Raw genomic sequence first — 12,170 nt, forward strand, 5'->3', positions numbered from 1 at the left:
TATCTGCCGCGTGGATAGTCACAGGGCCGGGTTCATCCTGCTTCGGCGGCGGTGCCTGCGCCAGGGGCTGCGGCGTCGGCGGCCAGGGCTTTGCGGCGGCGGGCAATCTGGACGGCGATGGCCGTGGGGATCACGGCCAAAGCGGTGATCCGCATCCAGGGCCGGTCCAGGACATGGCCGGTGAGTGCATCCAGGGAGAAGGGACCTGAGCCGCCAATGGTGAACGCCGCTGCTGCCAGGCCCAGCACCGCGGGATATTCGAGGCCGCCCTCTTGGGCGAAGAAACCGTTCGGGGCGTGGACGCTGGCTGCTACGCCCATGGTGGTGGCAGCAGCGGCGCCGGCGGCAGGGGTGGCCAGGCCCAGGGCCAAGGCGAGTCCCGCTCCTGCTTCACCGACGCCCGCGAGGACGGCGCTGGGTTTTGCCGGGCGGAACCCCATGGCGTGCATGCCCTTGCTGGTGCCTTCAACGCCTCCCCCGCCGAACCAGCCGAAAAGTTTTTGGGATCCGTGCGCGATGAGCACCCCTCCGAGACCAACGCGGAACAGGGTCTGGGCGGCGGCGGCCGCCTCAGGGCTGGTGGTTACATTGCGCATAACAGTCCTCCTTGGGTTGCTGAGTCGCTGCCCGGCTCGGTGTGAGCACGATTCTACGTCTGCGCTGCCTCCCGCGCCTGGACAGTCACGGGGTGGGCAGTGACGGGAAAGAGCTCGTGAAGCCGGGCGCAGGAGCGTTGGACCACGGACCGCAGCCACACGCTGGCCGGATCCTCCGCCTGGGACGGGTGCCAATACATGGCCTCCACCAGGGAAGCTTCGGTGCCTTCCGAGAATTCCAGCACAACGATGTCCGCGCCACGCTGGGCCCGGGCCGCCAGCATCCGCGGGACCATGGCCACCAGGTCCGTCCCTTCGACCAGGAGCGGCAGCGACAGGAACCCGGCCACTACGGCAGCCACGCGGCGCTGGATGCCCCGCGATTCGAACAGCTTGTCTGCCGGGGTGCTGATTCCTTCGCCGAAATAGCCGACGGCGTGGGGAACCGAGGCCAGGTCCTCCAGTGTCAGCCGGGGCTGCTGGAGCAGGGGGTTGCCGGCGTCGGCAATGGCCACGAAGCTGTCCCGGAACACCTGTTTGCTGGCACCCTGCATGTGGTACCCGGTGGGCCCCACGAGCAGGTCGATCTTCGAATAGTCGGCCATCTGGCCCTGGATCCCGGAACCGGCGGTGGGCACGAAGTCCACTGACACGCCCGGGGCTTCCTGGCGCAGGATGCCCCGCAGCGGACCCACGATCAGCGCCGCCGCATAATCCGAGGCGGCGATGACGAACTCCCGCTCACTGGAGGCGGGGTCGAAGCCGGACCGCACGCGCGTGGCCCGCTGGATGTGAAGCATGGCTTCATCAACCAGCGGGACCAGGGACTGCGCAAAGGGGGTGAGGTCGTAGGTGCGGCCGTTCCTCACCAGGAGTTCGTCGTCGAAGTGGCGCCGGAGCCGGGCCATCGCAGCACTGGTGGCGGGCTGGCTGAGCTGGAGCCGCTCCGCTGCCCGGGAGATGTTCCGCAGTTCAAGCAGGACCTGCAGGTGGGGCAGCAGGTTCAGGTCCAGGTTCTTCATACCCACAGGTTATCCATGCCCGCAGTGCGGCCTTTGCGATGCCGGGCTTCTAATGGCTGGCGGGCGCCATCCGGGGTCCCCGGACCAGGACAGCCAGGAGGGCCACCGCGCACGCGATTCCCAATCCGCCCAAGGCCAGGCTGAGGCTGCCGGTTGCCGCCGCGGCCGCGCCAAGGACGATGGGCGTCAGGAACTGGCCGATGAACAGGGTTCCGGTCCAGATGCCGGTGCCACGCCCGCGCTGCTGGAATTCAAGGCCGTTCACGGCCCAGGTCAGCAAGGTGGGCAGCAGCACTCCGGTTCCGGCGCTGGCAACCACCGCCCCCGCGATCGCCAGCGGCACGCTCCCCGCGACGGAGACCAGGGAAAGTCCGACGGCGGCCAGCCCGAAGGCGAGCGCCAGCAGGTTCCGCGTGCCGAGCTTCGCCAGGAAGCGGAAGGAGATGGCGCCAGCCGCGGTGGCCAGGGACGCGATGGCCGCAGCGAGTCCAATGAGGGCTGCATCGCCCACGCCCAGTCCCGTGATGACGTACGGCAGGTGGACGATGAGTGCATAAAAGACGATCCCGCCGAACAGCGTCACCGCGGCCGGGGCACCGATCTGCCGCCATGGCACCGGCGTCCTTTCCGCCGTCGTGCGCCGGCTCTTTGCCGGCTCCCACAGCTTGAAAACCATGGGGATCACGATCACCGCGCTGACCGCGTAGAGCCAGAACGGCGTCCGCCAGCTGATGCTGCCCAGGGCGCCGCCGAGGGCGAAGAACGCGGTGGCCGCGAGCGCACTGACCATAGTCTGCAGGCCGAGGTATCTGTTCCGCTGCCCGCCCGCGTAATAGTCGGTGATGAGCGTGGTGCAGCAGGTCATGATGGCCGCTTCCGCAATTCCGACGCCCACCCTGGACAGTGCGATGGACTCGAGCGTGTCCAGCCACAGCGGCGCGGTCCCGAACGCTGCGTAGGCCAGCATGGAGAAGACCAGCAGCTGCTTGCGGCCCACCCGGTCGGCAAGGTAGCCGGCAAGCGGTGAGAAGAGTGCCACGAACAGTGCGGGCAGCGTGAGGGTCAGCGGTACCAGGATGGCAACGCCGGGGGTGTCCGCGAACGCCTGGTTCAGGGTGGGGAGGATGGGCGCCAAAAGGACGGCGCCGAGCACCGGCATGCAGCTGCCGGCAACCAGGAGGGTTGCCTGCAGCCGCCCTGCCGTGCGCGGCGCTGAGGTGTCCGAGGCCGCATTCCTGGTCCCGGTGTCCGTGAGCTGAATATTCTCCATTGAATTTTCCTTAGCCTCTTGATGGTCACGGAGGGATCAGCGCGGTTCAGGCGCTGAAGAGTGACTTCCCTCACTGTGGCAACCGTTGGACTATCTGGGAATCATGGATTTGGGATAGCTGATATCCACGGAACGGATGGCAGGATGGAGCTGCGCCCGCGCGGCTGCTTCCGGGCGGGAAGCTCCCAGCAGATCAGGCCCCCAGTTCTTCTGCCACCTTCCGTGCGCCGCGGACCGCAATCGCCACGCTCATCAGGGTGGGGTTCATCGCCGTCGCCGTCGGAATCAGCGCATTGCCGCCCACCACCAGGTTCCTGTAGCCCCACACCCGCGACCACGGATCTGCCACTGAAGTGCCGTCGTCGATGGCGCCCATCCGCATGGTGCCCTGGTAGTGGAGGCTCGAACCGTTGGGCATCAGGCGCGGCTCGGCAACAAAGACGCCAAGGGCCTTCCCGGCACGGCGCAGCCGCTCTGTGGCCTGGGCGATCTCCACGTTTTCCCGCTCGGTGAGCTCGTATTCGATGGTCATGTTGGGGAATCCGCGGTAGTCCGGCTCGTTGTCGTCGAAGGTGACCGCATCTTCATACCGGGGGTGCTTGCGCATGCCGTAGCCCATGTTGACGTAGCCCCATGGGTTCTGTGAGTACGGGGTTCCGGGCTCCATGGGGAAGGGCGTGGTCTCCGAGTACATGACCTGGACGGAGAAGGGGTGCTCCGGCTCGGAGAACGGGATGCGGTTGACCGCGGCAACGGGATCAGCCGGGTTCAGCGCACGCCGGGCGAGTTCGGCGTCGAGGTCCGCCTCGGTGGCGAACCGGCCCATCTTGTCGGCATCCAGGGCCACCGTGGAGATGACCACCGGATGTTCGGTGAGGTAGTGGCCGAGGGCCTTCGGCCGGATCCCGGAGGCCCACAGGAGCTGCGGGGAGCGGAAGGCATCGGCGGCAACCACAACCATGTCCGCTGCGACAAATGACGTGTCCCCCGTCCGCAGGTCCTGGACGGTGACCCCGGTGACCCGGTGCCCGTCCAGTTCCACCCGGCGGACCAGGGTGAGGTCGCGGAGTTCGAACTGCTTTGAGAGCGGACTGTCCCCGTCGACCAGCGGGCCGAGGACGACGTCGGCACCCGCCCAGCGCACGGACCCGTCAGGCTGCGGATCCCCGGCCACGGGAAGGGTGCCCACCCCATAGCCTTCCGGCAACTCCGCACCGAATTCTTCATCGAGGAGGGACCGGATGGCCTCGCCGACTTTGGAATCCGCGAACGCGGCGCTGTGGACGTGCAGCAGCCGCTTGGCGTCCTCAATCAGCCCGTCCCATTCGTCGTCCGCGATGAAGGGGATCTTTTCGCTGAAGGCGGGCGACGGCGTCGCGCAGGTCCAGTGCGCACCCTGGCCGCCGACGTTGGTGGCCGCAGCCGCTGCCGGGAAGGATGGGGCATGGGCCGCGCCGGCGCCCCCGAAGTCCAGCAGGTGGGTGCCCTGACGAGCGGTGAACATGCCCTCGGTGACGGTTCCGGCCGGGATGCCGAGCGATTCCCGGTACGCGCCGGCCTGCGGCCCCTGGGACATTTCGCGGGCACGGGCCTTTTCGGCGGCATCCGGGATGTTGCGGACGCTCTCGCCCGGGACTTCGGTGAGTTGCGGCCCGGCTTCGAACATGATGACCCGGGCGTTCGGGACCTGCTCCACGAGCAGCCGGGCGTAGGTGGAGCCGATGGGCCCGCTGCCGACGATGGCGATGGTGGGGTTGGACATGATGTCTCCTTTGAAATCAGGCCGAAAGGGATTCGGAAGGTGAGGGGGCGGCGGGAACGGGTTCGTCGGAGAGGCGGCCCTGCGGAAGCAGGACAGCCGCGGCGATTCCCACCACATAGGCGGCCGCCAGGGCGATGAAGACCGGGGTGAAGACCGAGCTGTAGATCTGCGCCACATTGGCCTGGACGTCCGGCGCGGCCCCGTGGACCAGCTGCGGGGTCAGGGTTGAAGCGTCGAGGCCTGCCGGCAGGAGGGCGGCCACGCCGAAGCCGATGACGCCGCCGATGATCGCCGTCGCCACTGTTGATCCCACCTGGCGCACCAGGTTGACGGTTGCGGTGATGGTGCCGGTCTGGCTTGCCGGGACGGCTCCCTGGACCACGGCGACGATCAGGCTCATGAAGGCACCGGTGCCAATGCCCACCACACCCATCACCACCATGGGAACCCACAGCTGAAGCCCGGCAGGCAGCAGGGCCATCGCGAACAGCCCGGCGGCTCCCAGCGAGGTCCCCAGGATCGGGAAGATCCGGTACCGGCCGGTCCGGCTCGCCAGCCATCCGGTGAGCAGGTTGCTGATCAGCATGCCGAACACGGTGGCGATGGGAACGAGGCCGGACACGGTGGCCGTGGCCCGGTAGGCCATCTGGACGTACGTGGGGAGGTAGGCAGTGATGGAGAAGAGCCCGACGCCGATAATCGCCGAGAGCGCGGTGCCCGCCGCAATGGTCCGGTTGGCAAAGAAGTGGAGCGGCACGATGGGCTCGGGGGCGCGGCGCTCGATAAAAAAGAACGCCACAAAGCCCAGGATGCTGACCGCGAGCGCAGCAGCTGTGGCAAGGCCTGCGCTGCGTTCCGCAGCCCAGGTGACTGCGAGTACAAGGGCCACCAGCGAGGCAGTGAAAACTGCCGCACCGGCAACGTCAAAGTGCCGGGGCGCGGGGCCTGGTTCCAGGTGCGGCACAGCAATCAGCGCAAGGGCCAGGGCCGCCGCACCAACGGGGATATTGATCCAGAAAACCCACTGCCAGCCCCAGTAGTCAGTGATGGCGCCGCCAAGCACCGGCCCCACCAGGATGGCGATGGGGAAGGCCGCGCCGATGATGGCCATGTAGTGGGGGCGTTCACGCTGGGTGGTGACGCGGGCAATGATGGTCTGGGACATCAGCTGCAGGCCGGCGGAGCTCATCCCCTGCAGGACGCGCGCGGCGATGAGCCACGCCATGTCCGTCGCGAAACCGCAGGCCAGGGAGGCGGCGAGGAACATCACCAGCGAGCCGAGGAAGATCCGCCGGGCGCCCAGGACATCACCGAGCTTGCCGAGTACCGGCAGCAGCACGGTGCTGGCGAGGGTGTATCCCACCACAACCCAGCTCATCAGCTTCAGCGCGCCCAGCTCACCGGCGATGGTGGCCAGCGAGGTGGATACCACTGTATGGTCCAGGGCCCCGAGAAAGGAGACCGTGAGCAGGGAGATTACAAGGAGACGGAGTCTCAAAGGCGAAAGTGGCATAGTGATCTACCCGAACGATCGGGCCGTCGACGCGACGTGGTGTGCCTCCGGCGCACCATCACGCCGGAGAACGGGTCCGGCAGGAACCCCGGCGCCACTTCCATGATACCCGACTTTAGTCGTAAAACAACATAAGAGTGTAGGAATCAAGCATGAAGGAATGGCGATGCTCCTAAGCATGGCGCAGTGCCCATGCCAGGGCCATGTCCTGGAGCAGCTCATCCAGGTCAGCTTCCTGCTTGCCCGACAGGCAGGCGTCGAGAGCCCGGCGGAGCGCCAGGCGTGCTGATGATTCGTAACGCTCAGGTGCCCGCAACGCCCCTTCCCCCGTGAAGGCCTCCACCCGGGTCAGCCCGGCCGGCTGGTCCACGGTCACTTCAGTGCGCACCTCGCCAAGGGCCAGCACGTGGAGCAGGCCTCCTCCATGATGTCCGCCGACAGGAGTCCCCAGAACGGTGGTGGGGACAGAACCTCCACCCTCCGAATCCAGCAACGCCATCCTGCCCTGCGGTGTGGACATTCCCGCGCGCAGCGCCAGGGGTGTCCCGGCCAGGGATCGCGCCCAGCCAAAGCCATCGAGGATGGCGCCGTCCAGGCCGGCAACCGGAGCGGCGCATTCAACGGTGACCAGGCGGGCCGGACTGCCCCGCCGTGCCCGGACCGCATCGGCCGCAACATCGGGACGCAGGCGGGGCCGCTCAACGATCACCGGAATGTCACCCGGCCATGCGTAGGAGGCAAGGGCATCCTCCTGGAGCATTGCCGGGTCGGCAAGCACCACCGCCGACGCTCCCCCGGCCCGGGCGGCCAGCATGCCCTGCCACCAATCCCCGGCCCCAGGCACCACCACCACCGCACCCCGCATGTCCTCCGCGAGTGCAGCACTGACGGGAAGCTCGGCAACAGCGGCGGCGTAGGCCGGCAAGGCGGTGATGACGCCGAATGCGCCATCCCGGCTCATTGCGGCACCCCTTCAAGGACTTTGGCTGCCGCAGCGTCGGCCAGCCCGATGGCAAAAAGCGAGTCCGCCAGCAGTTCGTCGTACTCCACGGGGGCATCACCTTTCAGGAGCGAGGCAAGCAGGCGCCACTCGGCCACATAGCCGTCTTCCTCATCGCGCGGATACTCCGTCCACTGCCCGTCCACGCTGCGCACCCGGGTTGCAGCGCTTCCTGCGTGGACGAAGGCCGGCGGAAAGTCCACCTCGATGCGGTCATGGGTGGTGGCGATGCTCATCCGCCAGAGGGCATCCGGCCCTTCAGGCAGCATGGTGAGTGCCAGCTGGACCAGGACTCCGCCGGCCCGGTAGCCCACCAGGTAGCCGATGGGCGCAACGATCCTTGCATAGAGAATGTCATCGATGCCGGGCGCGATGTCCCGCACGGCAGGAAGATCATGGATCGCGAGCCCGGTCAGAAGCTGCCGCAGGACATCTGCCGCCACCGCGGGGTTGCCAAGGTCGGGGCGCCCCCGCCGGGCAGCCTGCAGGGAACCACCCTCGGCCACGAGCCGGTGGTACCTGTCGTTCGGAGGCAGCGCCAGGGTCACGGAGATGGCCTGCACCCGGCCCTCCAAGGCGACAAGATGGTGCTTTGCGCGCCCCCAGGCAGCATCAAACAAGTGGTTCGTTCCCACCAGCAGGAGTGTGCCCGCGGCCCGGCATGCAGCAATGACGTCATCGGCTTCCTGCCCGCTGGTGGCCAACGGCTTCTCGCAGAAGATGGCTCGCTTGCCGGCGGCCACCGCGCCGAGGATCTGGCGGGCATGTTCAGCGGGCGGGCTGCAGACGGCCACCACATCCACCGCCGGATCGGCGAGGAGGTCCGCCTCCCCCTCCGACCAGCGTGCGTCGAGCCTTTCCGCAAGTACCTGCGCGCGGCCGCTCCCCGCGTCGGCAATATGGACCACCTTGTACAGGTCCGCCAGGCGTCCCAGCACCGGCAGATGCAGGGCGGCAACGCCGGGCCCGGCTCCCAGTATTCCCACATTCCAAGGCATCGTTGCCTCCTCACTTTTGTCTCTATTATTCATAAGTAAGGACGCTTCTGGCTATAGTCGTGCTTAACCGCACCTTAGTCGGCCGATCTATGTGAGAATTGTTGGCATGACCACAGACTCCACCCTCCGCTTTGGAGCACAGACGGATGAAGTGACGAGCCTCCTGCGGATCGTCAACCTGGTGCGAACGGGCGAGGCCACCACGCGGCCGGAAATCGGCAAGGTTACCGGGCTCGGCAGGGGCGTTGTCAGTCAACGCGTCGATCAGGCCATCTCGATGGGCTTCCTCGGCGAGGGCGACTTCGGAGCCTCGTCCGGCGGCCGCGCACCCCGGACCCTCCGCTTTCGCGCAGAGCAGGGACACATCGTGATCTGCGCCCTTGGGGCGGCTCATATCAGGGTTGGCGTAGCCGCGCTCGACGGCGACATCCTGGAACACACGCACCGCACCTGGGACATCGCGCAGGGTCCGGAGAAAACCATCGAGGCCGTCATGGCCCTCGTGGAAAAAGTGCTCGGGCAGCACCCCGCCGTGCCGGTCTGGGGTGTAGTGGTGGGCCTCCCCGGACCAGTGGATTTCGCCTCGGGCCAGCCTGTGGCACCTCCCATCATGCCCGGCTGGAACGGCTTCGACGTCCGCACGCCCTTTGAGGAACGGTTCACCGCGCCCGTGTGGGTGGATAACGACTCCAACCTGCTTGCCCTCGGCGAACGCGCCCGCCGGCGCGACTCACTCGCGGACCTCATCTACTGCAAGATCGGCTCGGGCATCGGAGCCGGCCTGCTGTCCAAGGGCAGGATCCACCGCGGTGCCAACGGCGCGGCAGGCGACATCGGCCATGTCCGGGTTTCCGACTCCGATGTCCAATGCCGCTGCGGCAAGACCGGCTGTCTGGAAGCCGTTGCCGGCGGCTGGGCACTGGTCCGGGACGCAGAAGAGGCCATCAAGGAAGGCGTGAGCACTTCCCTTGCCGCGCTGGCGAAGAAGGGAAGGCTTTCCCTCGAGGAGATCACCCTTGCAGCCCAGGCGGGCGACTCCCTGGCCATCACCCTCGTCCAGAAGTCGGCGCGCGTGGCGGGCGAGACTATCTCGGCGCTGGTGAACATGTTCAACCCCGGGGTTATTGTCATCGGCGGTGCCATGGGTTCGGCCGGCGAGGTTTTCCTTGCCGAAGTGCGCCAACGCGTCTACGAACTGTCGCTGCCGCTGGCCACCCGGGACCTCACCATCACCCTCTCCGTCAACGATGAGCGCGAACCGCTGCGCGGAGGAGCCGAGCTGGCCCGCGAGCAACTGTTCGACATCACCTTCCCGCGCTGGTTCGCGGACGGGCGGCCGTCGCCGGAACGGGTTGCCCTTTCCGCTTAACGTTCCGCCGCCTTTAGGTTCCGCCGCGGCGGGACCCGGACCTCCTCAGGCCACGTCGCGGGACACGCTGGGGACCGGCGCCCCGTCAAGTTCCAGGCGGGCGTCCAAATGGAATGGCAGGACCAGCGGCGAGCCGGGACGTGCCTGCAGGTAGGGCACCATCAGCCGGAAGTCGACGGCAACGGTGTGCGGCCCGCGCGGGAGTTTACGCCGGCCTGCCAGGACGAGCCTGTCCTGGACGAACCACCAGCCGGACTCTGCCTGCAGCGCATCAGGGTGTACGGCGCGGGACCCGAGCATCACCGCCAACTCCCCCGGCGCCAGCGGACCGCCGTCGACGTCCACGGACAGGCCGGCAACGCTGGACAGTGGCATTGAACGGATCCACGGCAGGCCAAGGCGGAGCTCAAAGCCTCCCGGAGTGGCGGTCAGCGCATCTTCGCGCAAAGCGGTTTCCAACATGGCTTCCATCCTTTATCCTGAATCTGACATAAGTTTGTCATTAACAAGCATAAAGGGGAAGACGCCCTATGGCTTCTGAAATTCCAAGCGGCTGGACGTTCTGCGCCAGCTCCTTCAACTGGACGCCGGACATCATCGCTGCCCGGCGGACGGCCCAGGACATCGTCACCGGCATAGCGGACTCGGTGGTGAAGACAGTAGAGCTCGAGCCCGGGCTGGTGTGGCGGTCCTTCCCCGCTCCGCAGAACGACGAGGTGGACGGCCTGCGGGAAGCCCTGGCGGCAAAGGGCGCATCTATCAGCATCGTTGGGGCCAGCCTGGACGACTTCACGTCGCCCACGGACCGCCGCTCCCTGCAGCAGCGCCTGGATTTCCTGGTCCCCCAGATCCATGCCGCGCACCGTGTTGGAGCCCGCGGAGTCCGGCTCCCGATCGGGCAGGCGGGGACGGAACTCCTCACGCGGCTCCAGCCTCTCCTGCACGAACTCGACCTGGTGCTGTACGAGGAAATACAGGGACAGCAGGCTCCCGGAAGCCCCGCCGTCGAACCTGCCCTGGAGGCGATCGCCGCGCTCGGTGATGACCACGTCCGGGTGCTCGTGGACATCAGCATGCTGATGCCGGCCCTTCCGGTCACCTACCTCGAGGAGCTGCGGCAGGGCGGTGTTTCCCCGGATCTGCTGGCGCGCCTGGAGAATGACTGGCGGGATCCCGCCACCCACGACGCCGTCACCGCCCTGCTCCGTTCAGGGAACGTGCCGCCGCGGATCCACACCCTCTTTATGAACCTGATCATCCGATTTGGTCGCAGTGACGCTGCCGACCTGCAGGGCATCCTGCCCCTTGTGGGCGCCTTCCACCTAAAGTTCTGGGACCTGGACGACGACGGCGGGCGGGTTTCGCAGCCGCTGCGGGACCTGGGCGCCCTCCTGCGCCGTAACGGCTTCAGCGGCACGCTGACCAGCGAGTGGGGCGGCCACGAGTGGCTGCAGGATGACCCCACTGACATGACGAGGCGGCACCTGGCGCTGGCGGAAGCAGCACTGGTCGAACCTTTCCCATCGGCGGTTGAGCCCGTCGAAACCCTGATTTCGACAGGCTCAATCACCGGCTGACACCACAAAAGGACCGGTCCTGGATGTCCAGGACCGGTCCCTTTGCTTTGTACTTATTTCGTGCTGAAGGCGGCGTCGAAAGCTGCCGCGGAGGGCTCGTAGCTGGAGAGCCTGCGCACAAAAGCCAGTGCCTCGGGGGCGCCGTCCAGACGGTCCATGCCGGCGTCCTCCCACTCCACGGACAGCGGACCGCGGTAGCCGATGGAGTTCAGCATCCGGAACGCGTCCTCCCAGGGCACGTCGCCGTGGCCGGTGGAGATGAAGTCCCAGCCGCGGCGCGGATCAGCCCATGCCAGGTGGGATGACAGCCGCCCGTTGCGCCCGTTGCTGAGCCGCTTCTTCGTGTCCTTGCAGTGCACGTGGTAGATCCGGTCCTTGAAGTCCCAGAGGAACCCCACGGGGTCGATGTCCTGCCACACCATGTGGCTCGGATCCCAGTTCAGCCCGAAGGCCTCGCGGTGCCCGATCGCCTCCAGCGCCCGCTGCGTGGTCCAGTAGTCGTACGCGATCTCGGACGGGTGCACCTCATGGGCAAAGCGGACACCGACTTCGTCGAAGACATCGAGGATGGGGTTCCACCGGTCGGCGAAGTCCTGGTAGCCGGCGTCGACCATCTTTTCGGAAGCGGGCGGGAACATGGCCACGTACTTCCAAATGGACGAGCCCGTAAACCCGGTTACCGTCTTCACGCCCAGCTTAGCGGCGAGCCGCGCGGTGTTCTTTAGTTCCTCGGCGGCGCGGCGGCGCACTCCTTCAGGATCGCCGTCGCCCCATACGGCGTCCGGCAGGATGCCGCGGTGCCGTTCGTCGATGGGGTCGTCGCAGACAGCCTGGCCCTTGAGGTGGTTGGCAATGGTCCATACCTTCAGGCCGTGGCGTTCCAGGATGTCCAGCTTGCCCTGTACGTAGGCGTCGTCGTCCCAGCGCCAGGGGTCCAGGTGGTCACCCCAGCACGCGATTTCAAGCCCGTCGTAGCCCCACTCGCCTGCGAGCCGCGCCACCTCCTCGAATGGCAGGTCGGCCCATTGGCCGGTGAACAGAGTGATAGGTCGTGCCATGTATT

At 67.1% G+C, this 12,170-nt stretch carries 11 protein-coding genes; 2 read left to right on the forward strand and 9 right to left on the reverse strand.

Going from position 1 to position 12,170, the window contains the following annotated elements; all coding sequences use genetic code 11:
- Positions 1 to 32: 32 nt before the first annotated feature.
- The 7 genes from DXK94_RS15385 to DXK94_RS15415 all read right to left on the reverse strand — a co-directional run bounded on the left by DXK94_RS15385 (position 33) and on the right by DXK94_RS15415 (position 8,161).
- Positions 33 to 596 (reverse strand): DoxX family protein, encoded by a 564-nt coding sequence (locus tag DXK94_RS15385; RefSeq protein WP_115525630.1) that lies wholly within the window; start codon positions 594 to 596, stop codon positions 33 to 35.
- A gap of 53 nt (positions 597 to 649) precedes the next feature.
- Positions 650 to 1,618 carry a LysR family transcriptional regulator gene (locus DXK94_RS15390; protein ID WP_115525631.1) on the reverse strand — a complete coding sequence of 323 codons (969 nt, stop codon included), beginning with the start codon at positions 1,616 to 1,618 and terminating at the stop codon, positions 650 to 652.
- A gap of 49 nt (positions 1,619 to 1,667) precedes the next feature.
- Entirely contained in the window at positions 1,668 to 2,888 is a 1,221-nt protein-coding gene (locus DXK94_RS15395; RefSeq protein ID WP_115525632.1) for an MFS transporter, read from the reverse strand.
- 193 nt (positions 2,889 to 3,081) lie between these two features.
- The gene (locus tag DXK94_RS15400; protein WP_115525633.1) at positions 3,082 to 4,650 is read right to left on the reverse strand and encodes a GMC oxidoreductase; all 1,569 of its coding nucleotides are present in this window, start codon (positions 4,648 to 4,650) and stop codon (positions 3,082 to 3,084) included.
- Positions 4,651 to 4,666: 16 nt separating this feature from the next.
- Positions 4,667 to 6,082 carry an MFS transporter gene (locus tag DXK94_RS15405; RefSeq protein WP_395929540.1) on the reverse strand — a complete coding sequence of 472 codons (1,416 nt, stop codon included), beginning with the start codon at positions 6,080 to 6,082 and terminating at the stop codon, positions 4,667 to 4,669.
- A gap of 253 nt (positions 6,083 to 6,335) precedes the next feature.
- Positions 6,336 to 7,124, reverse strand: a complete 789-nt coding sequence (locus DXK94_RS15410) for a hypothetical protein (RefSeq protein WP_115525635.1) — start codon at positions 7,122 to 7,124, stop codon at positions 6,336 to 6,338.
- Entirely contained in the window at positions 7,121 to 8,161 is a 1,041-nt protein-coding gene (locus DXK94_RS15415; protein WP_115525636.1) for a Gfo/Idh/MocA family protein, read from the reverse strand. The genes DXK94_RS15410 and DXK94_RS15415 overlap by 4 nt, the downstream gene beginning before the upstream one ends.
- Positions 8,162 to 8,267: 106 nt before the next feature.
- Here DXK94_RS15415 and DXK94_RS15420 point away from each other — a divergent pair, with 106 nt between their 5' ends.
- Entirely contained in the window at positions 8,268 to 9,530 is a 1,263-nt protein-coding gene (locus tag DXK94_RS15420) for an ROK family protein (RefSeq protein ID WP_079596961.1), read from the forward strand.
- Positions 9,531 to 9,575: 45 nt separating this feature from the next.
- Here the strand turns inward: DXK94_RS15420 and DXK94_RS15425 are convergent, their stop codons facing one another.
- A complete protein-coding gene (locus tag DXK94_RS15425; protein ID WP_079597018.1) occupies positions 9,576 to 9,992 on the reverse strand; it encodes a DUF6379 domain-containing protein in 417 nt (138 codons plus the stop codon).
- Positions 9,993 to 10,060: 68 nt separating this feature from the next.
- Here DXK94_RS15425 and DXK94_RS15430 point away from each other — a divergent pair, with 68 nt between their 5' ends.
- Positions 10,061 to 11,107 carry a restriction endonuclease subunit R gene (locus DXK94_RS15430; RefSeq protein ID WP_115525637.1) on the forward strand — a complete coding sequence of 349 codons (1,047 nt, stop codon included), beginning with the start codon at positions 10,061 to 10,063 and terminating at the stop codon, positions 11,105 to 11,107.
- A 53-nt stretch (positions 11,108 to 11,160) separates the two neighbouring features.
- Here the strand turns inward: DXK94_RS15430 and DXK94_RS15435 are convergent, their stop codons facing one another.
- On the reverse strand, positions 11,161 to 12,165 hold the full coding sequence (locus DXK94_RS15435) for a sugar phosphate isomerase/epimerase (RefSeq protein ID WP_115525638.1): 1,005 nt from the start codon (positions 12,163 to 12,165) through the stop codon (positions 11,161 to 11,163).
- Between the last annotated feature and the right edge of the window lie 5 nt (positions 12,166 to 12,170).

Origin of the sequence: Arthrobacter sp. RT-1, from assembly GCF_003367205.1 — a bacterium.
Classification (GTDB): domain Bacteria; phylum Actinomycetota; class Actinomycetes; order Actinomycetales; family Micrococcaceae; genus Arthrobacter.

Excerpts from the sequence above, each read along its gene's own strand:
- DXK94_RS15385 (WP_115525630.1), bottom strand. The coding sequence starts at position 596 with ATGCGCAATGTAACCACCAGCCCTGAGGCGGCCGCCGCCGCCCAGACC.
- DXK94_RS15390 (WP_115525631.1), bottom strand. The coding sequence starts at position 1,618 with ATGAAGAACCTGGACCTGAACCTGCTGCCCCACCTGCAGGTCCTGCTT.
- DXK94_RS15395 (WP_115525632.1), bottom strand. The coding sequence starts at position 2,888 with ATGGAGAATATTCAGCTCACGGACACCGGGACCAGGAATGCGGCCTCG.
- DXK94_RS15400 (WP_115525633.1), bottom strand. The coding sequence starts at position 4,650 with ATGTCCAACCCCACCATCGCCATCGTCGGCAGCGGGCCCATCGGCTCC.
- DXK94_RS15410 (WP_115525635.1), bottom strand. The coding sequence starts at position 7,124 with ATGAGCCGGGATGGCGCATTCGGCGTCATCACCGCCTTGCCGGCCTAC.
- DXK94_RS15415 (WP_115525636.1), bottom strand. The coding sequence starts at position 8,161 with ATGCCTTGGAATGTGGGAATACTGGGAGCCGGGCCCGGCGTTGCCGCC.
- DXK94_RS15420 (WP_079596961.1), top strand. The coding sequence starts at position 8,268 with ATGACCACAGACTCCACCCTCCGCTTTGGAGCACAGACGGATGAAGTG.
- DXK94_RS15425 (WP_079597018.1), bottom strand. The coding sequence starts at position 9,992 with ATGTTGGAAACCGCTTTGCGCGAAGATGCGCTGACCGCCACTCCGGGA.
- DXK94_RS15430 (WP_115525637.1), top strand. The coding sequence starts at position 10,061 with ATGGCTTCTGAAATTCCAAGCGGCTGGACGTTCTGCGCCAGCTCCTTC.
- DXK94_RS15435 (WP_115525638.1), bottom strand. The coding sequence starts at position 12,165 with ATGGCACGACCTATCACTCTGTTCACCGGCCAATGGGCCGACCTGCCA.